Here is a 23,438-nt window from a genome sequence, read left to right as displayed (position 1 = left end):
TTGGTTGCGGGAGCCGGATTTGAACCGACGACCTTCGGGTTATGAGCCCGACGAGCTACCAGGCTGCTCCATCCCGCGCCAGTAGACTTTAAAGCTTCATTATCGTCGGGAACCGACGACCTTCGGCTTTTAGGCTTAGCAGTCCGGCGAATGATTTATCATTCTGCTCCATCCCACGCCTGTAAATTTCGAAACTCAACCCTGTCAAAAACACACTGATTTAGCTTCTACCGCTGGTATTGAGGAGTGTCCCCTAGCCAGCGAGAGCGCCATAATATAGCAAAAGAGTGAAAATGCAAGTTTAAATGCTAAGAACGCGACTAGATGCTGCTTTTTCCACCAATTCAGTCGTGGTGCGAGCGTTGATGTGGGCTGATCATCTTTTGCCATTCCCAATCGGGGTGACCCATAACTATAAAGTCGGGATTTTCGGTCGACTCCCTTTGATTATAGGTCAGAGGATTGAATTCGGCATCGGTAATACTGCCTCCAGCCTCTTCAACTATCACCTGTGAGGCGCCCGTATCCCACTCGCCTGTAGGGCCGATGCGCATAAAGCAGTCGGCCTTACCTTCGGCAACAATGCAGGCCTTTAACGAGCAAGAGCCTAAGGGTACGGTATCAAATGTGGTGTTTAGGTATTGGCTTACCGCTTCGAGTTTTTGCCTGCGACTGACCGCAAGCGTAAGGCCGCCTGGTTGCGCCACACTAATGCGTTCTATGCCTTTAGCACTCTTTTTAAAAGCACCATGTTGGTAGGTGGCATAATAGGTGATGTTTTTCGCCGGCCAGTGGATCACCCCTAAAACCGGGCGATTATTCTCAACCAGGGCAATATTGACGGCAAAGTCGCCGCTTTGAAGAATAAACTCGCCGGTGCCATCCATGGGGTCCAACAACCAATAACGAGACCAGTGTTTTCTGTCCGCCAAGGGGGGAATAGGCGTTTCTTCGGACATAATAGGGATATCGCTTGCTAATTCTTGCAGACCGGCGACCAATACCGCGTTCGCCGCAAGGTCGGCCTTAGTGACCGGCGTATCATCGGCTTTTACTTGCCTGCCAATATCCGGCTGACGATAAATCGCCATAATTGCTAAGCCAGCCTGTTCAGCCAATTCAATGCATGGCTCTAAGAATTGTTGCAATCTTACCCCCTCTCCTAAAACTTACTAGGAAGCCTTCACTAATAATAGCAAAGCGGCAACGCTTCGCGCCTCAGTAAAATCCGGTTCTGCCAACAGTTGCTGCCATTGTGATTTTGGCCAGTACACCACCTCTAAGGGTTCGGGCTCATCACCGGGTAAACGTTCGGGATAAAGTTCAGTGGCGGCAATAATGTGCATATGGGCATTAAAATAGCTTGGCGCCAATGATACCTTCTTGAGGGCCTTCAAGTTATGTGCGCCAAAGCCTACTTCTTCTTTAAGTTCACGCACCGCCGCCTGCTCAGGGCTTTCACCGGGATCGATCAAGCCTTTGGGAAAGCCCAGCTGATAATCATTGGTGCCGGCACAATACTCGCGCACCAGGATCAGCTCATCCTGCTCGGTAACCGGCACTATAAGCACGGCTCCTCTGCCGCCGCCACGAATACGTTCATACTGGCGCTGCTCACCGTTGGAAAAACATAAATCTAAGGTTTCGACTGTGAATAAGCGGCTTTGAGCAACCACTTGCGTGTCGAGAATTTGTGGAGGAGTTGGATGCTTTTTCTGTGTCATGGCCGCGACTTTGTTATTATCACCTTAATGCTCATCATAATTGTTTTAATAGGAAAAGCCTATGCCAAATTGGGCCAATATCGACACCGTGCTACTGGATATGGATGGCACTTTACTGGATCTGCATTTTGACAATCATTTTTGGCTGGAACTGATCCCCCAGGCCTATGCCAAGCGCCACCAAATAAGTCTCGTCGAAGCCCGCGATATAATAGCCCAGCGCTATGAAGAGGTGCATGGACAACTGCAATGGTATTGCCTGGATTACTGGCAGCAGGAATTACAGCTGCCGATCATGGAGCTTAAACGCGAGATACAACACCTTATCTCCATTCGTGATGACGCTATTGTGTTTCTCAAGGCCTTAAAAGCGGCGGGTAAGGAATTGATTCTGCTCACCAATGCCCATCGCGACAGTTTAAGCTTGAAGGTGGAGATGACCGAGCTGGATCAGTATCTGGATCTGCTTATTTCCACTCATGACTATGGTGTCAGTAAGGAAGAGCAGAGCTTGTGGCAACAGGTGCAAGAGGATTTGAAATTCGATAAGGAGCGCACCTTGTTTGTGGATGACAGTGCGGCTGTGCTGGCATCGGCCAAACGCTTTGGTATTGGCCACCTGCTGGCGGTGGCCAACCCGGATAGCAAGCAACCGAGTCGCCAGCTAGCCGGGTATGAAAATATCACCGACTATCGGGATATTTTACCTATCTAGGGTTACGCTGGGTAACGTTGTTGTAAGCCCTGGTAAACCAGGTGGGCAAAGTCTGGGGTTTCTGTATCCAGGCTTTTCACCACTTTGACTAGGCAGTTGTGGGTCTGGTTATGACTTGTCAGCCGAGCCCCACACATTAGACCCTTTAGACTTCAGGTATCCAAGGGCAGTTCACCTCTTTAACTATTTTTTCTGCCATACTTATTGTTGAAGCATATGCAACATCATCACTTTTCAGCAGTAAATTGGATGTTTTTGAATTAGTGTAATTTACTAAAGCACATTTTAAGTGCTTCTTTACCAATTCTTGTGCATTGCTAGGCACGGGAGTATCTGTTAGTTCTTTGTAGAGAACTAAATTATTTGACACTCCCTCAAAACTAACTTTAAGTCTTTGACTCTCAGAGGTAATGTAAAGCAGCCCGACGATAGAGAGAAAGTTAGTTAAAACGATAACGATTAAAAATTTATACATTTTCATACTAATCAAACATAACCCGCCTAGGGTAATACACAATGTCACAAATCAAACCAGGTACAAGACTTCCTGACTCTCCAGTAAATCCCCACTTACATTCTTTAACTGCTTCAAGTGCGGCTGTGCTGGCGTCGGCCAAACGCTTTGGTATTGGCCACCTGCTGGCGGTGGCCAACCCGGATAGCAAGCAACCGAGTCGCCAGCTAGCCGGATATGAAAATATCACCGACTATCGGGATATTTTACCTATCTAGGGTTACGCCGGGTAACGTTGTTGTAAGCCCTGGTAAACCAGGTGGGCAAAGTCTGGGTTTTCTGTATCCAGGCTTTTCACCACTTCCACCAGGTGCTCGTTGTCTTCCTGGCCATGCCACACCTTGATATAGGTGCCATCCTTATAGCCGTTATCCTGGCGGAAGAAATTAAGGGTGTTTTTACCAACATAACCACGATACAGGTCATCGATATTCATGCCGATTTGCTGCATACAGCCGGCAAATGCCGCGGCGTTAAAGGATTTGTCATTCACCGCACTGGCGGCCAAGACTTCTAAAGTGGCTTTAAAATCCGCTTCGCTATGCACTTGCGCCATTTCCTGCTCAAGGGCGGCGGCTAGATCGGTAAAAGAGGTTTCACCGTCAATGCGTAGGCTTAGGCCAAAGTGAAAAATATCCACCAGCTCTAATATTACTTGCTCGGTGTCGGGCGTTTGCTTTTTCCACCATTTCCAGCCGTAGTGATCGAGCATTTCCGCACACTCAACCCAGATTGCTCGATACCATTCAAAGCCTTGGTCAAACCATTGCTCATGCACCTTGGTATTCATGGCATGTTGCATTTCCAACATAACGGCTATTTTTTTTGCAGCACTCGACATTTTATCTCTCACATTCGCGGTTAATAAACCTATCATACCGTTAACTGCAAAGAGAGTGAAAGGGATTAGCCACTTCCCCTACTCTGGCTCTAGGTCTGCAGCGAATTCAAGGCAATAAAAAAGGAGTCCTGGCTCCTTTTTTGTGTCTCTTAAATTTTATCTTAAGCGGTAATCACAGACCCCTTGGGTCACATATCGGGATTCAAAGGGGGCACCGCTGGTAAATTCAAAACGCATATCCTGAAGATTAAAAATAGGATGAGGGTGCTCTTGAATCCATTGCTGTGTGGCCTGACAAATGCCTTCAAGTTTATGCAAGCGGAAAGTGTTTACCACCACCACGGCATTACCTTGCTCCAGGTAGCTGCGCTGAATATTCTCAACCCAATCGGTGTGCGTAAAGTTACTACGCAGATAAAAAGCCAAATCGGTTTCGTCGGCTTCTTTAGGGCCTACGTCCGGTGCCTGACGCGCTTTTTGTGCAAACTGCATCAGCGACATCTGCTCACGCACCACCTGTTCACGGTGTCCCGCAGGACAAGGCTCCGTGGTGTAGGCCACTTTACCCGAAGGGCTAATACACTTATTCAACTTCTTTTCATTCGCCTGAGCAGTGAATGCCGTTGCGACAATAATTAAAAATATAGACCAATAGTGCATTGTTATTCTCTTTCTAATAGGCACGAGCACAACAATTTTGCCAAAACAAACACTAGTACACAAGTGTTATAAAATTGTTGCACCATAAACTGCTAAGCTAACGATTTTCCAGACGATTATAATCAAACAGCCCGTATTCAATGCCGCGGTAGCGCTTTGAGACCTGGTGTAACAAGTCGCTATAGCGCCAAAAATCCGGGTCGCTGCGACGCACCGCAAAGCGACTTTTCAGGGCCCGATACTGCTGCTCATTGCGCACCTGTTCCAAGCCTTGCACAAAGGCAGTTAGCTGCTCTTCACTGAGCACCCACAAGGCTTCCGGATAGTCACCGATAAAACCGGGCACCACCAAAGCCTTATCTTCATCGTAGGCGCGCTGCGCTTCTTCGCGTAGCAGGCTGCTGATATTGTAATGGGCGTTATGGTGCACCAAGGTATAGGCCTGATACTCAGACTCCTTATCGCCCACCAGGATATAACTGACCTGGGGTAATAGGTTTACCGTCTTACTATCTAGGGCATTTAGGCGCTGCAACACCTCTGGCGCCTGACGATAGTCATAACGTTTGCTCAGCACAGGCTCCAGTTTGGCCGCCAACTTGCGATAAAGCTCCTGCTGCATATCGTCGCTGCTATAGCTTATGCCGCTGGGTTGGGTAAAGCGGATGTCCGAGTCTTTAAGGAACTCGACTAGGCTTTTCGGTGAGCGGCGATACCAGTGGGCACGCAATTGGGCACGCTCCTCCAGAGGTAATAAAGACAAAAAGTTGTCTTCCCCTTCCATACGCAAAAAGTCCATATAGAGACGGGTGAGCAGCTGATGACCGACATTACCGTAAACATCAAACCCGGCCACCAGCAGGTAATGAATGCGCTCGAACAGGGAATAGTCGAGGATCCACGCCGTTTTCGGCGCTTCGCCCACCCAGCCCTTCACCACAGTAGCACTGTTAAAATGGCGGAAAATGGTCAAGGCGGCATTGTCATTATAGCCCTCCCCCTGCCAGAGCAGGTCCGGGGTTAAGTGCTGACCGTCGGCAAAAACTTCGTTTGCCAAAGCCGCTTTGGCTTCTAGAAACTCGCTTTGCTTGGCGGCATATTTGACCCAGCTAGAAATGGGCAGCGCATTACTTTGCTCCTGCGCTGGCATATCCAGAGTGTCTTCATGACGCTCTAAAAATTGCTCGAATTGCTCAGCACCGATAAATTGCGGATCGACAAAGGCCACCCAAAATTGGTCATTGATCACATTGAGGGCGATTTGCCCGCGACATACCGGGCCTTGAATAAAGCCGCGAATAATCAACTCGGCCTCATCCAACATAAACTGATAGCGAGAGCGCACCGGGATGGCGGCAAAGGCCTTAAAGGGGTTGGAGGCCACCTCTATGCTATAACCGGGCAAACGGGTGACCTGGTACTCGGCATCAATAAACTGCTGCTGCAGACGCGCAAGTTTACCGTCATTCAGCAATAGCGGAATATTGGTTTTCGCCAGTACTGTACTGTGGGACGCCTGTAAACGGTAATAAACGCGCTTAACCTTGGGGTCTTCATAAGGACGGCGGGTGGCGATCACCTTAATGGCTTGCCCCGGCGGCGTGCTGGAGCGCACCAGCTTAAAGAATTGTCCGCGCTCCACATCAGCAAAATAGATATTGGCCAGATACCAATGCTCATAAATATAACGGGCGCTCAATCTGTGCTTTAACTCGTCGCGATTAAGAAAGGTTTCCCACTTATCGACCTCAGCCTGTAACCCGGCACTGATCTCCGGGGCGTCGGGTAAGGGCGCCCCCAGCTGCAACCAATTCGTCAGGGTTGCCATTTCCGCATTGTTTAGCGCAGGTAAGCCATAGGGCATACCCGCCAACGGGTTGTCGAGAGCGTAGTCTTCAAATTCTTCTATGGTCGGGCAGCTTTGCTGGCGATCCAGGCTAAAGTCAAACTCCTCACCCAAGATGGCCTGTTCTGGCAAAGGATGCTGCTGTTTAAGAGCAAGGGAGCGATACATAACGCTGGCCATTAAATTGGCCTGAGGATTTTGCTGGCGCTCATTGAGCACCGGATTAAAGCCCTTATCACGCCACTGCGCCGTGGTGTGTGCATCGATAAATAAACGACTCGGCTCGGACGCCAATAACCGGGTACCGTCATACACCAAGTCTTTTGAGGTGCCGCGCTCTATGCCCTCAGGTGAGGACATTTTCAGCTGGCACGGGGCATCATAACAGCCATGACAGACCACACAGCGGTTATCGATTATGGGTCTAACCTCTTGTTGGAAAAAGTTCTGCTGCTCGATAGAAATGGGATGCTGACGATTTTCCACCAGCTGTTGGCCGTAGAGACTGTCATATTTCTGAGCACCAAGTACGGCGCAGCCGGTACAAAAGGCCAGAACCAGCATCCACGCCAGTTTATTCATATTCGTCACCGAGGTCGAAGGTTGGCATCATTTCCAACTGGGGCGAGACGTAGCTTTGACCATCGCTGCACTCCAGGACTGCTGCCAATAACGGGCCACGACTTAGCGTCAGCATGGCCTGATGCTCACAAGACAACAAGGGCTGAGCCTGAGGACGCAGCTCATAGCTGCTAAGCTGCAGGCTCACCGTTTGCTCGGCGCTGGGGTTTTGGCATAAATGCGCCAGCAGATCTTCGTCCAGCTCTACCTCTAACAGCAGATCTGGTTCATTCATGTCGCGAGAATAAAGTGAGTCATTGAGTAAAAACAAAGGGAGGCTAAGCACAGCGCCTTGCGATAATTCCACGGAAAACCCCGAAAAAGTCGATAATCAGCCCTCATAATAGCAAAAAAAGTCTTTGCTTTGGCTGCTTTTGTAACCAGATAGGGTATATTAACCAAGTAATTAGGGAGGAGAACGCACATGACAGTACTTTTAATCATACTGGTTGTTGTCGCCATAGCCGTGGTAATAATCTTCAACAATCTAGTACAGTATAAGAACGAATTTCAAAATGCCTTTGCACAGATAGACGTGCAATTACACCGCCGCCATGACCTAGTGCCTAACCTGGTTGCTACCGCGCAGGCGTATCTGGATCATGAAAACACCACCCTAAAAGCGGTTATCGCCGCCCGTAACCAGGCGGTAAGCGCCCTGCAAGCACTGCATCAAGGCAATATCGATGCCACCAAATTGGCACAGCTGGCCGCCAGCGAAGGCGCACTAAGCAGTGCCCTCGGTGCCTTGCAAATTAGTGTCGAGGATTATCCCGACCTTAAAGCCGACAGCACCATGGCCAACCTAAGCGAAGAGCTTACCAGCACAGAAAACCGTATCGCTTTTGCCCGCCAGGCCTATAACGATGCGGTGATGCAGTACAACAGCTTTAAGCAAAGCTTCCCTCCTGTACTGGTTGCGAAAATGACGGGTCATGGTATCGATGCGCCACTATTGCAGTTGGAAGACCCACAAGTACAACGTCAGGCACCGAAAGTTTCCTTTAACTAGCCGTGCACAACTTCTTTGAACACCAGCGCCAGGCTAGGCGTAAAACCTGGCTGCTGGTTACCTTGTTTGTTCTCGCGGTCACCCTGCTGATCGCCCTCGCCCATTGGCCATTACTGTGGTTGATGCGCGTCTTCGCCACCGATCCCTATACATTCTTTAATTATGGTCTTCAACCTCTGGAAAATGGCAGCCGTATACACCTTGGCGTCACCCTGACCATAGGCTCAGTGATCATGGCGGCCGTTCTCTATAAATACCTGCAACTGCGCCGCGGCGGTCACGTTATTGCTCAGCAACTCGGTGGTGAGCAGGTGCAAAGCAACAGTTATGATCCACTGCATCGTCAATTGCTGAACGTGGTTGAAGAAGTTGCCATCGCCGCACGAATGCCGGTACCCGGGGTTTATGTACTTGAACGTCAGCCCAGCATCAACGCCTTTGCCGCCGGTTATCACAAACAGGACAGTGTTATTGCCGTTACTCAAGGAGCCTTACAACAGCTAAGTCGCGAGCAATTACAGGCGGTGGTAGCTCATGAGTTCAGCCATATTCGTCACGGCGATGTGCGCCTTAATGTGCGTATGACGGCCTTACTCTTCGGCATTACCTTTATTGGCCAGGCTGGTGAAAATCTTATCTACAGCGCCATGCATGCCTCGCGCCGACACGCCCAAAAAGGCGACGGAGCCGGCTTTGGCGCCATCGTTGGCCTGATACTTACCCTGTTTGGCTGGCTTGGAACTCAACTCGGCGATGCCATTAAGGCCCTGGTCTGTCGCCAGCGGGAATACCTCGCCGATGCCGGAGCCGCCGAACTCACTCGCGCCCCCTATGACCTGGCTCAGGCCTTACTGGTAATAGCCGAAAGCCCACGCAAAAACACCTTGAGACAAAACAATGCGCATTTATATAGCCATTTGTTTTTTTCCGATGCGCTCAGTCCCTGGCTATCCTGGTTAAGCACCCATCCGCCTCTGAGCAAGCGCATCCGAGCACTGGACCCCAGCTGGGATGGCGTGCTTACCGAACGCCCCAGAGGCCATGCCCATACGACGGTGCATGGCGCCATGATGGCGGCGCATGAGCAAAGTCAGTTTCAGGTGGCGCGACATCAAAACAACAACCTGAATCAGGTAAAACTTGAAGGAGTCGATGCCAACCTTGGTTACCTGGCTCATGAGCCAGTGGATGCCCAGTGGCTGGTAATGATGCTCTGCCTGCATCAAGACTGGCAGCAGCGCCAAGCACAACTGCGTCAGATTGTCGCTTTACCCTATGTCGATGCCTTTAAATTCGACCAGGCGGAAGCCTCTTTGGCAGGGCTTGGCATGAGTAAAAAGCTGATGCTGTTGGAGGTTGCCATAGGGGCACTACGTTGTTTGCCAATACATGGACAGCGGGAGTTTTTAGCCAAGCTAAAAAATATTGTTGTCGTAGATGGTAGTTTGGACCTTCATGCCTGGTCCTTCTATGAACTGAGCGCCCACGCCCTGAGTGAAGCCAGTACAGGCGCCATAGGTGGGCTTAATAAAAAGCTTATCGGAACGGCCTGCGAGCAATTGCTTAACGCCCTTGCCAGCTTTGGTCACAGTGATGAGCAGCAACAGGCAACAGCCCTTAATGCTGCTTCCGAGGCCTTGCAGTTACCCATGCGCTATTATGGCGATGCCCAATGTCAGGTCACTCGTTTACAACGCGCCTTAAGCATAGTGAAAGCCTTGCCGCAGGCGAAGAAGCAGGTGCTGGTCCAAGCCTGCCAGCTCTGCATTAGCCACGATGGCGAAATTAATGAGGCGGAGCAGGTGATCCTATACACACTTGCCGCCTGCTTAAATGTAGATAGTGAAGTAGTGAGCCGCTTACCAGGGTAAGCGCTCACCGTTGGCATGCCAAAAGCCGCCGGTATTGGCCAAGTCCAGCTCGGCGATCCGCTGCTTTATGCGCTGCGCTGCGACCTCGGGGCTGACGTCACCGGCAAAACCCACCATACGCGTTTGCACAAAACCGGGATGAAATAAACCAACCGCAACGGCACGCGGCTTAAGTTCGTGGGCCAGGCTCACGGCGGCAGCGTTCAGGGCCGCTTTAGACATGCGATAACCTATATAGCCCCCTGAACCATTGTCGGCAATAGAGCCCATACGTGAGGTGATCATCGCCACCTTGGCACCGGCGGGCAATAAATGCCCCAAAGCATGGGTAACGCGCAAAGGTGCCAGGGCGTTGACGGCAAACTGCTGCTCTATTGCCGCAAAGTCCATATCGGCCAAGGTTTCATTGTGTAATAGCCCAGCGTTGTTAATCAAAATATCTATGGGCTTATTATCAAGTTTGGTTGCCAGATCACGTAACTGCTCGGGTTCGCAAACATCGATACCAGAGATCACATTGACACCTAAAGCATCAAGTTCATCGCTGCTTTGGCGCACCAAGGCGCTTACTTCGGCACCAGCATTCACGTACTGCTTAGCCAATTCCAGGCCTATGCCACGATTGGCACCGGTAATCACCACATGTTGAGTCATTGCCTTATCCTTGAAGTTGAATAACCGAAAATACCGCGCCTTGGGGGTCATTAATCACGCTGAAGCGACCAACATCCGGGATATCTATAGGCTCTACGCACACCTCAGCGCCGAGTTTTTTTGCCAGCTCCACCTGCTCATCGCAGTTATCAACCTGAAAATACACCATCCAATGCGATGGAATGTCGTCCGGCCACTGCTCATTCATTTCCAGCATGCCGCCAATTTCCTCACCATCAATGCTGAGAACCCTGTATTCCATATCGTCCATAGGGTGTGATTCACTATGCCAGCCCACCAGCTGCTTATAAAACTCGGTACTGGCGCGCATATCTCGGGTGGCCAGTTCAAACCAGCAAGGGGTGTTGGTTTCATTCTTACGTTGTGAACCCTTATGGCCCTGACCCTGCCATAAAGCCACCATGGCGCCACCGGGATCGCATAGCAACACCATTTTCCCGGCACCGGGCACCTCATGCGGACCATGCACTATGCTGGCTCCAAGCTCTTTGGCAGCGGCGGTTTTACTGTCGACATCATCAACGGCAATATAAGTCAGCCAATAGCTAGGCACGCCCTGCGCCTGCTGATCGGCGGGCATCTGATACATGGCGGCAATATCCTGTTGCTGCTTTTGCAGCATGGTGTAATACACACCTTCTCCAATAGGCTGATCGTGCGCCGACCAAGAGAAAAAATCGCCGTAGAAGGTCTTGCCGTTTTGCCAGTCTGTTGAGCACAGCTCGGCCCAGCAAAAATGTCCTTGAGGGTAATTATCTTGACTCATACTAGTACATCCCCTTTATTGTTTTAATAACCATAGCGTAATCCGCGAGAGACTGGAGCAATAATTCTATTGCCAGATCTTAGCTATTGACCTTAAACGAGTTAAGTATAAAAAGACAAGAAAACTTTAATTGAGAATTATTTGCAATAACTGTTGACTGATGCTTAAATCTAATTGATAATCAATCTCAACAAGTTGAGAGAATTTAAACCCGCTTGTTACTGAAAATTTGTTTCACGACCCTGAAACACGCTTAGCGCTCGTAAGGCACAGGTTGATGGCGGTCAATTCAACGCCCCTTGATATGGTCATTCCATCAACCGCACTACATTTTACTTGCTACATTGCTCATATCGGTGACGGTAGATATGAAAACAAAAAAGCCCTTGCGGGCTTTTTTTATGTCTGTGATTTAATACCCGTAGATTAACGGCGGTTTTTACGGGCCCGGGCGCGGCGCTGACGCTTTTCTTCTTCCTTGGCCGCTTTTTTGGCCTCGGCTGCGGCGCGTAGTTCAGCCACCATCAGCTCTTCGCGCTCACGCATCTCAGGCGTTTCCATGCTCACTCGGCCAAGCACTGCATCGCGCAGCTCATTGATTAAAATTTCCGAGAACTTATGCAGGTCTACCTGGTTACCACCACGAATACAGCCCCGATTTTTACCCGCCGCCAACATAAAGTCATAATCATGCTCGGGTAAAGGGTTAACCTTGTAACGGTCAATCAGCAGCTGCGGATAAGCTTGCAGCAAATACTCCGCGGTGTAGCTGGCGACTTCTTCATAATCTATGGCGGTATCGCGAATAGCGCCGGTGGCTGCTAAGCGATAGCCGGAGTTTTCATTCTCAACCTTGGGCCAGAGCATTCCTGGGGTATCATAAAGCATGATGCCTTCATCGATTTTAATCCGCTGCTGCGCCTTGGTTACCGCCGGTTCGTTACCGGTTTTGGCGACGATACGCCCCGCCAGGGTATTGATCAAGGTCGACTTACCAACATTGGGAATACCCATGATCATGGCTTTAATTTGTTTATCGGCACCCACCTTGTGAGGCACCAGCTTTTTACACAGCTCGACTATTTTGCCCACCTGCGCGGCCTTATCATGCTCCAGCGGCAGAGCCTTAACACCACTTTCCTGCTCAAGATAATTGAGCCATTGCGTGGTCATCTGTGGATCGGCCAAATCGGCCTTATTAAGGATCTTGATCACCGGCTTATCGCCGCGCAGTGCACCCACCATGGGATTCTCGCTGCTGTAGGGAATACGCGCGTCCAGTACTTCAATAATCACGTCCATTTGCGGCATGATTTCTTTTATTTCATTGCGCGCCTTGTTCATATGGCCCGGAAACCATTGAATTCCTGCTCTACTCATTTGATAAATTTAACCTTTTAACTCAACCCATAACACCATGTGGTACTGTATGGGGTACTGGGTGAATAATTTCGATTTATCACCTCAACTAATGCTGCGTAGTTTACTATAAAGTAAAAATTAGTTTTCATAAATTTAGGTGGCAAAGTCATTTACAAGAAATGTCTGATAGCAGGCTTTATATGTGAGCTGAAAACTAGTAATTATGTTGAGCCTTTAAGAACATTTTCGAAATCTGTTTCTTCTGCAAAAACCTTAGCGAGAGGCCTTGGATCTACATTTTCTTGATAGGCTCTTTGAAGTGGGCTTTTATCCATATACTCTAAGCAATTAAACTTGCCTAACTTATCAAAATGAAATGCAGCCTCGGCTTGAAAAACAGCATACCACTCATCCCATGTTTGATAGTTCTTTAAGCTCACTTGTTCACTCGCATTCCCTTCGTTGGGCAAGTCTTGAGAAAACTCTACATAAATCTTGCTAGCTATTTCTAACAGCTCAACATCCACAACCTTAAGCCCGTACTGATTCCTATTTACATCAACTTCAGCAAACAGATCTCTAAGTAAAACCAGAAATGCCTTTTGATTTTGTACATCATCTTTTGCTAGGCACTCTAGTCCATTTGATAATGCAGCTATTGAAAAAACAATCCGAGCAGGTCGCTTGTGGATTGAGCCATTTAAATAACTAGCATTTTCACTCCATAGGTTTTCCACTAGCTCCACAGAAAGTTTTTTATGGTTTAAGGTTAAAAGTCCAAGCGACTCAATCCGCTTAAACTGATCATTTAAAATTTCAATAACAACGTTCTTTTCATAATTGTCTTTAAACTTACTGAAGATGCCCAAAATTTCGTTATCCTTCACATATAAAATGAAATAAAGATACCATCACTTCTTGATAAAATAAAAATGTTCTTATTACTATGTATGAGGAACAGTTTCGTTCAACATAGATGATAATTTGAATCTCTGCTAAGGGATTGACATGTTTGAATTATTTAATAAAAGGCCTAAATACAGGATTCTAGAAGACTCTTATGATGGGGGTAAAGAAGCTAACTTTTTAGGTAGTACTGAAGGTTGTATAAATACAGTAACGATTTCTCGGAACAATATGACAGGTAATGCGAGTGTACTTATTGGCTTTGACATTCCTGACTCCCATCCTGATGAGGTAACAATTTCAATAACATCATCGAATCGTCAAATTGGTCATAACACAATATCAGAATACAATTCTGGTAACTTTGTATCGGTATCTATTGAATCTAAGAATAGCGCTAAGCTTGCTGATAGTGGAGGCATAACGGTTACCTTCTTAAAAGAAGGTGAAATAGTTGCTAGTGACTGGGTACCGACTAAAGATCATCGAATTGATATCTCGAAAGCTGTTACTTATCGCTAGATATCATAATTTCCCTCATGATTAGCCAAAAACTTTAGCACGGTCATTTACTCTTTTTGGCATTTATGGGGACCCATGCTCCTGCATGTAAAGGTAATGTTGCTTAAGTTGGGTCAAATCAATACCCGCATCGTCCAGAATGCGACTGACAACCAAACGTGACTCTTTCATGGCCAAGCCACAATCCCTACCGCCAAAAGAACGCTTTTTTAATTCTGTGAGAACTTTTTTAACTTTACCAGTATCCCACTCTCCATTTAACTCTAATATCATGCGAGCTTCATAGCCAGCATCTCTAAAGCTCGTTTCTGCTTTACTACCATGTTTGGCATCACACCAAGCCATTATGCCAGCACTTAAATGCAGTGCTTTAATTCTAGACATTGAATCTTCACCGTAACTAAAGTGTGGAAACAACAAAAGAATGACAACCAAAATTTTCATAATTACACCTTAGGGCCATAGAGACTTTTTATTAACTGTATATTTAAACCGCCAAGATTTAGTGCCATTAGTTCTAACACTTAACATTAAGCAATTACCCTCAGAGAAGATTTGCTCTTTGCCGGTAGCAGTTATTAATTTTACCTTTTAATCAGTTAAGCGAATATTGTGCACTATTATACATTCAGATAATAACATGAGTATATAGTAATTTCATATATGGGGGTGGTACTGAACGGGTACTGGATGACTTGGATTTAACAATCAAGAGAAAGAAGAAAAAATTAAAATATAACCAATTGATTTTTAATCATTGAATAGATAGCTAAGAATAAAAGCAAAAGGTGATACTGGCGTCCCGGAAACCATTGAATTCCTGCTCTACTCATTTGATAAATTTAACCTTTTAGTCTTTATGCTTGTATTTAGGCAAAGCCCAGGATCTCAAGCTCACTTTATTGCTGACAACTATACCACAGACTTGGGCTTGCGTTTCCTTTGCTAGCGATTGGTATTACCACACCACCTTTTCGATACGTATCCCCAAACGTTTGGATAAACGCATCAAATTGGCGCGATCAACGCCAAGGTGTTTCGCCGCCTGGCTCCAATTGCCTTGGTAGTGATGCAATGTCTGCTTGATCAAGGCCTTTTGATAATCGTCTACCGCGTCTCTTAAATTGATGCTCTGCTCAGTGCTAATCTGCTCTGTTAACGCTAGCTCCCTTGACGCTTTCGCATGCTCTTCTGTGCCTTCTGGAGCAAGCTCATCGCAATCGCTGATCTCCAAAGTCACTATTTGCCGATGACGATCTTGCATGGAAACCTTTGCACAGGCTTTAAGAGCTGCTCTACTCAGCAGGTGCTCAAGCTCACGCACATTGCCCGGCCAGAAGTAATGCTCAAGGCGCGCCATCAGTTCACTTGATACCTTTAACTGATTCACGCCCAGCTTACGTTTGATACGCTCATTAAAAAACCCCACAAGCAGCGCTATGTCCCCCTCTCTTTCCCGCAGTGGCGGCACTGTGACCGGGTACACATTGAGCCTATGATAGAGATCGGCACGAAAATGCCCCTGCTCAACTTCCGTTTTCAGATCCCTGTTGGTGGCGGCGATAACGCGCACATCAACATGGACTGTGCTGTCATAACCCAGGGGTTGAATTTCATTACTTTGCAGCACACGCAGTAGCTTACTTTGCACCGCCAAAGGCAGTTCACCCACCTCATCTAAAAATATGGTGCCGCCATTGGCGATAAGAAACTTGCCGGCACGCTTTTGTGCCGCCCCAGTAAAGGCCCCTTTGGCATGACCAAAGAGCTCGCTTTCTATCAGATTTTCCGGCAAGGCGGCGCAATTGACATGAATAATGGCTTCGTCACTGCGCGTCGACTGCTGATGAATGCTGTGCGCCACCAGCTCCTTACCTGTGCCGCTTTCCCCTTGAATTAAAATCGAATAGTTTGATGGGGCGACCAGGGCTATTTCACCTTTAAGCTTTTCCATTGCCGCACTTTGGCCAACCAGGTTTGATTGTTGACCCAGGTTGCCCGGCTCATTTAGCACGCGCATTACCTCTTTAGAGTGCTTAATATTGGCTTCCAATAAATCTAGGGCGAGAGCCGTATGCAGGCTGATCGAGGCCATGGAGGCGATCAGCGCTAGGGTTCTTTGCGACAGGGAATCAAAGACCTCGGGCGTTAAACTATCTAAGGTCAGCACGCCAATCAGCTGTTGTTCAAAATACAAGGGAATGCCCATGCAGGCATGAATGGGCAAGTCGCCGTCGGTGGCCAGCACCAGCCCATCATAGGGATCGGGTAAATCTGAGTCCGCCTCAAAACGTACCGCTTGCATGGATTGGCACACAGCCAAAAATCTCGGATGTTCGGCAATAACAAATTGCCGCCCCATGGTGCCGCGCCTTAACCCCTGCAAGGCCAGCGGCTGTAGGTAATCCCCTTTCAAAACCAATAACACTATGGCATCACAGGTGATAAATTTGCGCACAGCGGTTAGCAGGCCATCAAAGCGCTGCTTGCTAGATACGCTTTGCGCCAATTCCAGCGAAAGCTCAAGCAACTGGTTATCGGTAGGGTTATTCATACATCACCTAATCATAAAGACAATACTGAGTCATAAAGACACAGTAGCAACAAAGTCATTATGACACACCTTTATTTCTAAAAAACAAACTTATCCATACATTTCATGCAATTACAAAATGGCACGCATTTTGACTATATAACCATGCCTAATTGTTCATAGTGTGGAGCGCAGATGTACTCAAATTTTTTACTCACCAATAACCAACAAATGGATGGTCAACAACTTAGCTTCCAGTGGTGTGTTATTGGCGGTAACTGGGCCATGGTATTGTCTTTTATAACCACGGTTTTGTGTCTACTGATGACCTATAAATTTAATCATTACTTTTCTATCCCAGCACAAGTCAGCGCACATATCGCAACCATAGTCTTCGCGGCCATGTTCAAGATTGGTTATGTCATACGTTGTGTTGGTCTGCACGGACTCGGTTGCTACGTTAAGTAGCCACATCTAATGATTTAGCTATGAGTATAGCCAATTGCCCATCTAAGACGGGGCGATAGGCTATTTACATCCGGTTAGGCAAGCACTCAAGTATTGCTGCACAAACTCTTGGGGTTCCCCTAGCGAGTAAAGGCAGCCTGCTTTATTCCTATGTTTCTAAAATTCCGGCCAACTATTCAAGGCCATAGCTATAACTTCTGGAGTTAAGATGTTATCTATTCAAGATATTAAAACTGTGCAATCAACCCTTCCTTTGATTGAACAAGCTGGCGCTGCGGTTACCGAGCACTTTTACACCCGAATGTTCACACACAATCCTGAACTGAAAGATATTTTCAATTTAAGCAACCAGCACTCCGGACGTCAGAAGTTGGCACTGTTTGAAGCCATTGTCGCCTACGCAAAAAACTTAGATAACCCTGCGGTACTCGCTCACGCCATTGAGCGCATCGCCAATAAGCATGTTAGTTTTGATATTAAAGCTGATGATTATGACATTGTTGGCCACCATCTGATTGAAACCATGCGCGAGTTGCTCAGCCACCACTTTACCCAAGCTGTCGAGCAGGCTTGGGGGAAGGCATACGGCATCTTGGCCAATATTTTTATCTCCAGAGAGGAGCAACTATATTCGCAAAGAGCTTCCGCCGTTGGCGGCTGGCGAGGCAAGCGAGCGTTTCAACTAGCTGAAAAAACAGAAGAGTCAGAGCTGGTAACCAGCTTTACTTTTCGACCTGTTGACTGCCAGCCGGTCATGGACTTCCAGCCTGGCCAGTACATTGCCATCGAATTGCAACCCGACACCTCAGAGCATATCGAAATCCGCCAATATTCTCTTTCGGCCAAAGCAAATGGTAAAGACTACCGCATCTCGGTGAAACGCGAAGGCGATACGCAACAGGGAATTGTTTCCAATTACCTGCATAACAGGCTTAACGTGGGCGATCTGGTTGATTTACATGCGCCAACGGGAGACTTCTTCTTTACCGACAAGCAACAGCCCGTTGTGCTTATTTCTGCAGGTGTGGGGATTACCCCTATGCAATCCATGTTGGAGACCTTGGCACATAGCCAATATGCGCACCAGGTAACCTTTATCCATGCCTGTGAAAACCAGGCTCAGCACTCGTTTGCAGCGCACACCGCTCACCTGTGTGAACAGCATAACTGGCGTCATTATACTTGGTACAACCAAGAACAAGGAAATGGCCAACATACCTTCGCGGGCCTTATCGACTTTTCTCAGATTGAACTGCCCATTGCCGATGGCGAATACTACCTCTGTGGTCCGATTGCCTTTATGCAGTTCGCCAAAGAAAAGCTGCTGCTACTGGGTATTGATGAAGCGCGTATTCACTACGAGGTGTTTGGCCCTCACGCCACACTTTAAATTTAGTGTGCATTGGTTTTGGCTGCTGGGAATCCCCCGGCAGCGTCTATATGAGCTGAGCAAATCGCCCCGCGAACGTGTATACTGCCCGCTTTGCTCGCCTAGGAAGTAGTTGTTATGGCATTAAAGGCCACCATAATTAAAGCGCGTCTCAATATCAGTGATATGAATCGCCACCACTATCAAGAATACCCTTTAACCGTCGCCCAGCATCCTTCGGAAACCGAGCAACGACTGATGATCCGCCTGCTGGCTTTTGCCTTACATGCCAATGATGAGCTGCAATTTACCAAAGGCCTGTGCGCCGAAGACGAGCCGGAATTATGGCAACGGGAAATGGATGACAGCATCAGCCTGTGGATAGATCTCGGTCTGCCTGATGAAAAGCGCCTCAAAAAAGCCTGCACTCGTGCCCAAGAAGTAGTGCTGTACGCCTATGGCGAAAACAACCAGGAAATTTGGTGGCAAAAGAACCAGCAAAAGTTAAGCCAGTTTAAAAATCTTAGGGTGATCAGCTTGAACTATGAGCAGACTCAGCAACTGGCGGCCATGGCCTCGCGCAGCGTCGACCTCACCATTAGCATAGAAGATGCCGAAGTATGGGTGAGCAACCAGGAGCAAACGCTGCAAATTACCTTGACCTCTTGGCAGGGTCAGGGCTAAATAGCCAAAACTGGGACAAAGTGTTGGTGACGATTCGTCATGAATTATGTCGGACCTAGGTCAAGGTGTGGGTAAGGATAAGTATGATCACTAAGGTAGTAGTTTTACATGGCTTGTATATGTCGGGTTTTGTTATGCGCCCCCTGTGCGCACGGCTGCAAAAACACGGCTACGATATACTCAACCTGTCATATAACACCTTAGATCCCAATACCGATGAGATCTTCGCCCGCATCAATGCCTTTATCGGCGATCATGAATGCGCCTTTGTCTGCCATTCCTTGGGCGGCCTGATCGCACGACGCTATCTCAGCCAGGATTTCCCCCAAGCGGATCAGGTAAAAAAGGTTTTTACCCTGGGCACGCCCCACAAGGGTGCCAAGATAGTCCATCATATGCAGCAAAAAGGTATGCAGGCGCTGCTAAAAAACAGCCTGGAATATCTGGCCAGTGAAAATCAAGACTGGCCCTTTAACGCCAAGCTCTACAGCATTGCCGGTGACTTACCTCTGGGCCTGTTACCCCTGTTTGAACAGGGACACCCATGCGATGGTACGGTCAAGGTCGATGAAACCAAGCTCAACGGCATGGCGCAGCACAAGGTGTTTCACCTTAGCCACACCAGCCTGATCTACTCCCGCAAGGTCGTTGCTTATATTCTTGAGCAACTGCGCGAGGATTAATCCTCAGCAGCAGCGGCAATCTTATAAGCAACCATAGCGATAATAGCCAGCACTAGAGGGATAGGTGCTGCAATCATGCCGAAGGCATCGGAATTTGCGTAGCTGGCACCGGCAAGGTGACCCACTAGAGTAATTACAAAGGTGAGAACGGCAATAACACAAACGGTGATTTCAGCTTTTTTCGATTTATTCATAACCACATCTCCTATGTCGATGTTCAGATTATGCTCCCCCAGTGCATACAAATATTGCGCTAAATCAACTTTCAGTGCCGCTTTTTTGAGCTCACAATCCGCCTTTGCGATAGATCAATATTTCACCATGAGCACCTTGTTTTTGGCATAAATCATGCCCATGTCATTAGTTACAAGCGTATGCAAATCATTTTATTTGATGGCTTAAATCGATTTTATCCGCTTGTTATTAATGGGCTTTAAGCCATACTGAAGACAACTTCTAAACGCAAAGGAGACAGCTATGTCGCAAGTAAATGCTATTGGATTAGATACTCAAGAAACAGAAACTATCATCGATGAGCTCAACCGCTTATTGAGCTGCTATCAAATTCAATACATGAACGCTCGAGGCTTTCATTGGAATATAAAAGGCCGCGACTTTTTCGAACTGCACGTCAAATTTGAAGAAATCTACAACCTGTTACTGGAAAAGGTCGATGAAATCGCCGAACGCATTCTTACCCTGGGAGGGGAACCGCTGCATGCGTTTACAGATTATATCGAGCTGAGCCAGATCAACGAGGCTAAAAATATCAGCGATGGTGGTCAGGCGTTGCAAAACCTCCTTGAGGGCTATACCACCTTGATCAAGATGCAGCGCAACATTCTTGTCGATGCCAGTGATAATGAAGATGAAGGCACGGCGGCATTAATGAGCGACTACATCAAAGAACAGGAAAAGCTGGTGTGGATGCTTAAAGCCTATCTCGACTAAAAGTCCATCAAGCCAGGCGACAACTTAGCGCCTGGCTTTCTTAACTACCGCCTTTACTAGCCTTCAGGAGCAGAGCATGACCCCTAAATACCGCCGCGAACACGATAGCATGGGGGAGCTCAAGGTTCCCGCCAACGCCCTCTATCAAGCGCAAACACAGCGCGCCGTAAATAATTTTAAAATCAGTTCGCTAACCATGCCGAGCCGCTTTATTACCGCGCTCGCCCATATCAAACGCGCCGCGGCTAAGGTCAATACTGAGCTCGGCTATTTAGATGCCAAGACAGGTTCGGCTATCGCCAAAGCATGTAGCGAAATCATCGCTGGAGAGCACTTAGAACACTTCCCCGTTGATGTATTCCAGACCGGCTCAGGCACCAGCACCAATATGAATGCCAATGAAGTGATTGCCACCCGTGCCACTGATCTGCTCGGTGCCAAGGTGCACCCCAATGATCAGGTGAATATGGGGCAAAGCTCTAATGATGTAATCCCCACGGCCATCCATGTCAGTAGTGCCATTGCCATCGAGCAGGAACTGCTACCAGCCTTGGATCATCTTGCAGAGGTGATCGCGGCCAAGATTGAACAGGTTGGCGAGTTGGTCAAAACCGGACGCACCCATCTTATGGATGCCATGCCGGTTACCTTTGCGCAAAGCATGTCAGCCTGGCACACGCAAATCGTCGCCGCCAGAGTCCATATCAGCCACAGCGCAGCTGCCCTGTTACAGCTCGCTCAAGGGGGCACTGCGGTCGGCACAGGCATTAATGCCGATCCACATTTCGCTACACATTTTGCCAAAGAAATGACCAAACAAACTGGCGTGGATTTCAGTGCCGCAGATAATCTCTTCTTTCATATCTCCACCCAGGATACCGTGGTCGCCGTTTCCGGGCAGCTTAAAACCGCTGCGGTGGCACTAATGAAAATAGCCAATGACTTGCGCTGGATGAACTCGGGCCCGCTCGGTGGTTTGGCTGAAATAGAGCTGGAAGCACTGCAGCCTGGCTCATCGATTATGCCCGGCAAGGTCAACCCGGTGATCCCGGAAGCCACCACCATGGCCGCCGCTCAGGTGATAGGTAACGACACCACTATCACAATCGCCGGTCAGTCAGGTAATTTCGAACTCAATGTTATGTTGCCGGTGATCGCCTATAACGTACTGCAAAGCATAGAGTTACTTAGCAACAGCAGTAGAGCGCTGGCCGATAAAGCCATCGCCAGCTTTAAGGTAAGCGAAGAAAACCTCACCCGCTCCTTAGCTAAAAACCCTATTTTAGTCACCGCCCTAAACCCAATTATTGGTTATGAAAAAGCGGCGCAAATCGCTAAAAAAGCCTATGCGGAAAAGCGTGCCATACTCGATGTCGCCGCCGCTGAAACAGATATTCCCTATGAAGACTTATTGCAATTACTGGATCCCAAAAAGCTTACCCAAGGGGGCATTCAAAATTAGCGAAGGCATGGTTAAAGGATAAAAAGCAAGCATTTGCGCACGGCTAAAATGTCAGTATGATGGTGCTTAAGATCATCAACAAAAGAATAAACTTATTATGCGATTATCATTTATAGCCATCGCGGTGCTGGCGCTTAGCGCCTGTAATAACAGTAGCCAAGCGGAAACTCAGACCTTAGCTGCGGAAAAGCCAAACCAAGCACAACAACTAGACAACCAACTTAAGCCGGCACCTAAACAGCTGGTCACTACAAAAAACCCTATCAGAGTGGAAAATATGCAGATGACCGCCACGCCTGAGTCTATCGCTCAAGGTTATAAGCAAATCCATGAACTTACGGCGGATAAATCCTGCGATAGCACTGAGCAATGCCAGGTGGTTGCCGTTGGCAGCAGAGCCTGTGGTGGTGCCAATGAATACCTTGTATTTTCGACTAAGACAGCAGATGCCGCCCAGGTTAAAGCATTGGCAGAAGAAATCACTGTGCAAGAGCGTCAATTTAACCTGAAGACCGGGGCCGTGAGCATTTGCGAACACCTAATGCGTCCATCAACCCAGTGCCAACAGTCCCAGTGCGTTAAAATTCAGGGCTCCTCTTCTTCGGTTTACTAATCTCAGTAACCAAATAAGCTGAGCAGTAAAGACAGGACAATAATCGCCAAGAGACAAAGTAAGGCCCTGATAATATATCGGGGCCGCATTTCTTGGCGGCGCCATTGAAAATAAAGAAATTTAGCAAAATAAGTGGCAGCCACCCCAAATAGTGCAAACACCAATAAATATGCACCTAGTGCTATCACAACAACCTCGACACTATTCTCTAATCATCCCTAATAGCCTAACAAGTTCACTCCCTTAATACCAAGAAAAGCCAGCCTAATCCAAGCGTGTTTTTTATATCTTGATTTTGCAAGGCTAAAGCCGCGCCTACAGATAGCTGTGGGAGTTTTTTAAGTCGGAGTTCGCCGACAAAGCTTTTGTAGGTCGGGGTTTACCCCGACAAGGTGCAGGCCTATACCGTAATGTCGGCCTAAAAGGCCGACCTACAAACGCAAAAAACCCGCTGCATTGTTGCAACGGGTTTCTTTAAATAAGGCCCTGACGATGTTCTACTTTCACATGGCAAATGCCACACTATCATCGACGCTGTTTCGTTTCACTGCTGAGTTCGGCATGGGGTCAGGTGGTTCCAAAACGCTATGGTCGTCAGGAAAAAATTGTAAATTCGGAAAGCTTTATAAGTAATGTGTCT

The 23,438-nt window shown here is 47.9% G+C and carries 26 protein-coding genes, 1 tRNA gene and 1 rRNA gene; 12 read left to right on the top strand and 16 right to left on the bottom strand.

Annotated features, from left to right (window positions below):
- Position 1: 1 nt before the first annotated feature.
- From C2M35_RS10610 to nudE, 3 genes are all read right to left on the bottom strand, one after another.
- Positions 2-78: transfer RNA gene (locus tag C2M35_RS10610), tRNA-Met, on the bottom strand.
- 266 nt (positions 79-344) lie between these two features.
- Positions 345-1,148 (bottom strand): 3'(2'),5'-bisphosphate nucleotidase CysQ, encoded by an 804-nt coding sequence (cysQ, locus tag C2M35_RS10605; RefSeq protein WP_105200368.1) that lies wholly within the window; start codon positions 1,146-1,148, stop codon positions 345-347.
- A 24-nt stretch (positions 1,149-1,172) separates the two neighbouring features.
- Positions 1,173-1,724 carry an ADP compounds hydrolase NudE gene (gene nudE, locus C2M35_RS10600; protein WP_105200369.1) on the bottom strand — a complete coding sequence of 184 codons (552 nt, stop codon included), beginning with the start codon at positions 1,722-1,724 and terminating at the stop codon, positions 1,173-1,175.
- A gap of 61 nt (positions 1,725-1,785) precedes the next feature.
- On the opposite strand from nudE, the gene yrfG reads away from it, so the two are divergent.
- Complete coding sequence (gene yrfG, locus C2M35_RS10595) at positions 1,786-2,439, top strand: GMP/IMP nucleotidase (RefSeq protein WP_105200370.1); 654 nt, start codon at positions 1,786-1,788, stop codon at positions 2,437-2,439.
- A gap of 145 nt (positions 2,440-2,584) precedes the next feature.
- On the opposite strand, the gene C2M35_RS10585 is transcribed toward yrfG, so the two are convergent.
- Positions 2,585-2,920, bottom strand: a complete 336-nt coding sequence (locus C2M35_RS10585; protein ID WP_105258471.1) for a hypothetical protein — start codon at positions 2,918-2,920, stop codon at positions 2,585-2,587.
- Positions 2,921-2,955: 35 nt separating this feature from the next.
- Here C2M35_RS10585 and C2M35_RS15675 point away from each other — a divergent pair, with 35 nt between their 5' ends.
- Positions 2,956-3,171, top strand: a complete 216-nt coding sequence (locus C2M35_RS15675; RefSeq protein WP_158677964.1) for a hypothetical protein — start codon at positions 2,956-2,958, stop codon at positions 3,169-3,171.
- A 2-nt stretch (positions 3,172-3,173) separates the two neighbouring features.
- On the opposite strand, the gene C2M35_RS10580 is transcribed toward C2M35_RS15675, so the two are convergent.
- From C2M35_RS10580 to C2M35_RS10565, 4 genes are all read right to left on the bottom strand, one after another.
- On the bottom strand, positions 3,174-3,794 hold the full coding sequence (locus C2M35_RS10580; RefSeq protein WP_105200390.1) for a dUTP diphosphatase: 621 nt from the start codon (positions 3,792-3,794) through the stop codon (positions 3,174-3,176).
- A 156-nt stretch (positions 3,795-3,950) separates the two neighbouring features.
- Complete coding sequence (locus tag C2M35_RS10575) at positions 3,951-4,454, bottom strand: hypothetical protein (RefSeq protein ID WP_105200371.1); 504 nt, start codon at positions 4,452-4,454, stop codon at positions 3,951-3,953.
- Positions 4,455-4,551: 97 nt separating this feature from the next.
- Complete coding sequence (locus C2M35_RS10570) at positions 4,552-6,882, bottom strand: fatty acid cis/trans isomerase (RefSeq protein ID WP_105265296.1); 2,331 nt, start codon at positions 6,880-6,882, stop codon at positions 4,552-4,554.
- Entirely contained in the window at positions 6,875-7,228 is a 354-nt protein-coding gene (locus tag C2M35_RS10565) for a hypothetical protein (protein WP_105200373.1), read from the bottom strand. The genes C2M35_RS10570 and C2M35_RS10565 overlap by 8 nt, the downstream gene beginning before the upstream one ends.
- A 117-nt stretch (positions 7,229-7,345) precedes the next feature.
- Here C2M35_RS10565 and C2M35_RS10560 point away from each other — a divergent pair, with 117 nt between their 5' ends.
- A complete protein-coding gene (locus C2M35_RS10560) occupies positions 7,346-7,933 on the top strand; it encodes a LemA family protein (protein WP_105200374.1) in 588 nt (195 codons plus the stop codon).
- Positions 7,934-7,935: 2 nt separating this feature from the next.
- Positions 7,936-9,804 carry a M48 family metallopeptidase gene (locus C2M35_RS10555; protein ID WP_105265295.1) on the top strand — a complete coding sequence of 623 codons (1,869 nt, stop codon included), beginning with the start codon at positions 7,936-7,938 and terminating at the stop codon, positions 9,802-9,804.
- Here the strand turns inward: C2M35_RS10555 and C2M35_RS10550 are convergent.
- The 4 genes from C2M35_RS10550 to C2M35_RS10535 all read right to left on the bottom strand — a co-directional run bounded on the left by C2M35_RS10550 (position 9,793) and on the right by C2M35_RS10535 (position 13,476).
- Positions 9,793-10,458 (bottom strand): SDR family oxidoreductase, encoded by a 666-nt coding sequence (locus tag C2M35_RS10550; RefSeq protein WP_105200376.1) that lies wholly within the window; start codon positions 10,456-10,458, stop codon positions 9,793-9,795. The genes C2M35_RS10555 and C2M35_RS10550 overlap by 12 nt on opposite strands.
- Positions 10,459-10,462: 4 nt before the next feature.
- Entirely contained in the window at positions 10,463-11,245 is a 783-nt protein-coding gene (locus C2M35_RS10545) for a VOC family protein (RefSeq protein WP_105200377.1), read from the bottom strand.
- A gap of 426 nt (positions 11,246-11,671) precedes the next feature.
- Positions 11,672-12,625, bottom strand: a complete 954-nt coding sequence (gene ylqF, locus C2M35_RS10540; protein ID WP_105200378.1) for a ribosome biogenesis GTPase YlqF — start codon at positions 12,623-12,625, stop codon at positions 11,672-11,674.
- A gap of 203 nt (positions 12,626-12,828) precedes the next feature.
- Positions 12,829-13,476, bottom strand: a complete 648-nt coding sequence (locus C2M35_RS10535) for a hypothetical protein (protein ID WP_158677963.1) — start codon at positions 13,474-13,476, stop codon at positions 12,829-12,831.
- A 139-nt stretch (positions 13,477-13,615) separates the two neighbouring features.
- Between C2M35_RS10535 and C2M35_RS10530 the strand changes: the two genes are divergently transcribed.
- The gene (locus tag C2M35_RS10530; protein WP_105265293.1) at positions 13,616-14,035 is read left to right on the top strand and encodes a hypothetical protein; all 420 of its coding nucleotides are present in this window, start codon (positions 13,616-13,618) and stop codon (positions 14,033-14,035) included.
- Between the two features lie 63 nt (positions 14,036-14,098).
- On the opposite strand, the gene C2M35_RS10525 is transcribed toward C2M35_RS10530, so the two are convergent.
- Together C2M35_RS10525 and norR are read right to left on the bottom strand one after the other, a co-directional pair.
- On the bottom strand, positions 14,099-14,479 hold the full coding sequence (locus tag C2M35_RS10525; protein WP_105265292.1) for a hypothetical protein: 381 nt from the start codon (positions 14,477-14,479) through the stop codon (positions 14,099-14,101).
- A gap of 514 nt (positions 14,480-14,993) precedes the next feature.
- Positions 14,994-16,589, bottom strand: coding sequence for a nitric oxide reductase transcriptional regulator NorR (norR, locus tag C2M35_RS10515; protein WP_105265291.1), 1,596 nt, complete (start codon positions 16,587-16,589; stop codon positions 14,994-14,996).
- Positions 16,590-16,763: 174 nt separating this feature from the next.
- Between norR and C2M35_RS10510 the strand changes: the two genes are divergently transcribed.
- The 4 genes from C2M35_RS10510 to C2M35_RS10495 all read left to right on the top strand — a co-directional run bounded on the left by C2M35_RS10510 (position 16,764) and on the right by C2M35_RS10495 (position 19,772).
- A complete protein-coding gene (locus C2M35_RS10510) occupies positions 16,764-17,036 on the top strand; it encodes a hypothetical protein (protein WP_105265290.1) in 273 nt (90 codons plus the stop codon).
- Between the two features lie 208 nt (positions 17,037-17,244).
- Entirely contained in the window at positions 17,245-18,426 is a 1,182-nt protein-coding gene (gene hmpA / locus C2M35_RS10505) for an NO-inducible flavohemoprotein (protein WP_105265289.1), read from the top strand.
- 117 nt (positions 18,427-18,543) lie between these two features.
- Positions 18,544-19,089 carry a YaeQ family protein gene (locus tag C2M35_RS10500; RefSeq protein WP_105200379.1) on the top strand — a complete coding sequence of 182 codons (546 nt, stop codon included), beginning with the start codon at positions 18,544-18,546 and terminating at the stop codon, positions 19,087-19,089.
- 83 nt (positions 19,090-19,172) lie between these two features.
- Entirely contained in the window at positions 19,173-19,772 is a 600-nt protein-coding gene (locus C2M35_RS10495; RefSeq protein ID WP_105200380.1) for a PGAP1-like alpha/beta domain-containing protein, read from the top strand.
- On the opposite strand, the gene C2M35_RS10490 is transcribed toward C2M35_RS10495, so the two are convergent.
- Positions 19,769-19,966 carry a hypothetical protein gene (locus tag C2M35_RS10490; protein ID WP_105200381.1) on the bottom strand — a complete coding sequence of 66 codons (198 nt, stop codon included), beginning with the start codon at positions 19,964-19,966 and terminating at the stop codon, positions 19,769-19,771. The two genes, C2M35_RS10495 and C2M35_RS10490, sit on opposite strands and share 4 nt — an antisense overlap.
- A 283-nt stretch (positions 19,967-20,249) precedes the next feature.
- On the opposite strand from C2M35_RS10490, the gene C2M35_RS10485 reads away from it, so the two are divergent.
- The 3 genes from C2M35_RS10485 (at position 20,250) to C2M35_RS10475 (ending at position 22,798) form a co-directional block, all read left to right on the top strand.
- The gene (locus tag C2M35_RS10485) at positions 20,250-20,723 is read left to right on the top strand and encodes a Dps family protein (protein ID WP_105200382.1); all 474 of its coding nucleotides are present in this window, start codon (positions 20,250-20,252) and stop codon (positions 20,721-20,723) included.
- Between the two features lie 76 nt (positions 20,724-20,799).
- Complete coding sequence (locus C2M35_RS10480) at positions 20,800-22,185, top strand: class II fumarate hydratase (protein WP_105265288.1); 1,386 nt, start codon at positions 20,800-20,802, stop codon at positions 22,183-22,185.
- Positions 22,186-22,282: 97 nt separating this feature from the next.
- Entirely contained in the window at positions 22,283-22,798 is a 516-nt protein-coding gene (locus tag C2M35_RS10475; RefSeq protein WP_105265287.1) for a hypothetical protein, read from the top strand.
- Positions 22,799-23,282: 484 nt separating this feature from the next.
- On the opposite strand, the gene rrf is transcribed toward C2M35_RS10475, so the two are convergent.
- Positions 23,283-23,397, bottom strand: a 5S ribosomal RNA gene (gene rrf, locus C2M35_RS10465).
- Positions 23,398-23,438: the final 41 nt, after the last annotated feature.

The sequence above is a fragment of the Pseudoalteromonas sp. T1lg76 genome (assembly GCF_002964725.1).
Taxonomy (GTDB): domain Bacteria; phylum Pseudomonadota; class Gammaproteobacteria; order Enterobacterales; family Alteromonadaceae; genus Pseudoalteromonas.
This window is presented reverse-complemented; position numbering and strand designations above follow the sequence as displayed.

Coding starts and splice junctions, on each gene's coding strand:
- nudE (WP_105200369.1), bottom strand. CDS start 1,724: ATGACACAGAAAAAGCATCCAACTCCTCCACAAATTCTCGACACGCAA.
- yrfG (WP_105200370.1), top strand. CDS start 1,786: ATGCCAAATTGGGCCAATATCGACACCGTGCTACTGGATATGGATGGC.
- C2M35_RS10585 (WP_105258471.1), bottom strand. CDS start 2,920: ATGAAAATGTATAAATTTTTAATCGTTATCGTTTTAACTAACTTTCTC.
- C2M35_RS15675 (WP_158677964.1), top strand. CDS start 2,956: ATGTCACAAATCAAACCAGGTACAAGACTTCCTGACTCTCCAGTAAAT.
- C2M35_RS10580 (WP_105200390.1), bottom strand. CDS start 3,794: ATGTCGAGTGCTGCAAAAAAAATAGCCGTTATGTTGGAAATGCAACAT.
- C2M35_RS10575 (WP_105200371.1), bottom strand. CDS start 4,454: ATGCACTATTGGTCTATATTTTTAATTATTGTCGCAACGGCATTCACT.
- C2M35_RS10570 (WP_105265296.1), bottom strand. CDS start 6,882: ATGAATAAACTGGCGTGGATGCTGGTTCTGGCCTTTTGTACCGGCTGC.
- C2M35_RS10560 (WP_105200374.1), top strand. CDS start 7,346: ATGACAGTACTTTTAATCATACTGGTTGTTGTCGCCATAGCCGTGGTA.
- C2M35_RS10550 (WP_105200376.1), bottom strand. CDS start 10,458: ATGACTCAACATGTGGTGATTACCGGTGCCAATCGTGGCATAGGCCTG.
- C2M35_RS10545 (WP_105200377.1), bottom strand. CDS start 11,245: ATGAGTCAAGATAATTACCCTCAAGGACATTTTTGCTGGGCCGAGCTG.
- ylqF (WP_105200378.1), bottom strand. CDS start 12,625: ATGAGTAGAGCAGGAATTCAATGGTTTCCGGGCCATATGAACAAGGCG.
- C2M35_RS10530 (WP_105265293.1), top strand. CDS start 13,616: ATGTTTGAATTATTTAATAAAAGGCCTAAATACAGGATTCTAGAAGAC.
- C2M35_RS10525 (WP_105265292.1), bottom strand. CDS start 14,479: ATGAAAATTTTGGTTGTCATTCTTTTGTTGTTTCCACACTTTAGTTAC.
- norR (WP_105265291.1), bottom strand. CDS start 16,589: ATGAATAACCCTACCGATAACCAGTTGCTTGAGCTTTCGCTGGAATTG.
- C2M35_RS10510 (WP_105265290.1), top strand. CDS start 16,764: ATGTACTCAAATTTTTTACTCACCAATAACCAACAAATGGATGGTCAA.
- hmpA (WP_105265289.1), top strand. CDS start 17,245: ATGTTATCTATTCAAGATATTAAAACTGTGCAATCAACCCTTCCTTTG.
- C2M35_RS10500 (WP_105200379.1), top strand. CDS start 18,544: ATGGCATTAAAGGCCACCATAATTAAAGCGCGTCTCAATATCAGTGAT.
- C2M35_RS10495 (WP_105200380.1), top strand. CDS start 19,173: ATGATCACTAAGGTAGTAGTTTTACATGGCTTGTATATGTCGGGTTTT.
- C2M35_RS10490 (WP_105200381.1), bottom strand. CDS start 19,966: ATGAATAAATCGAAAAAAGCTGAAATCACCGTTTGTGTTATTGCCGTT.
- C2M35_RS10485 (WP_105200382.1), top strand. CDS start 20,250: ATGTCGCAAGTAAATGCTATTGGATTAGATACTCAAGAAACAGAAACT.
- C2M35_RS10480 (WP_105265288.1), top strand. CDS start 20,800: ATGACCCCTAAATACCGCCGCGAACACGATAGCATGGGGGAGCTCAAG.
- C2M35_RS10475 (WP_105265287.1), top strand. CDS start 22,283: ATGCGATTATCATTTATAGCCATCGCGGTGCTGGCGCTTAGCGCCTGT.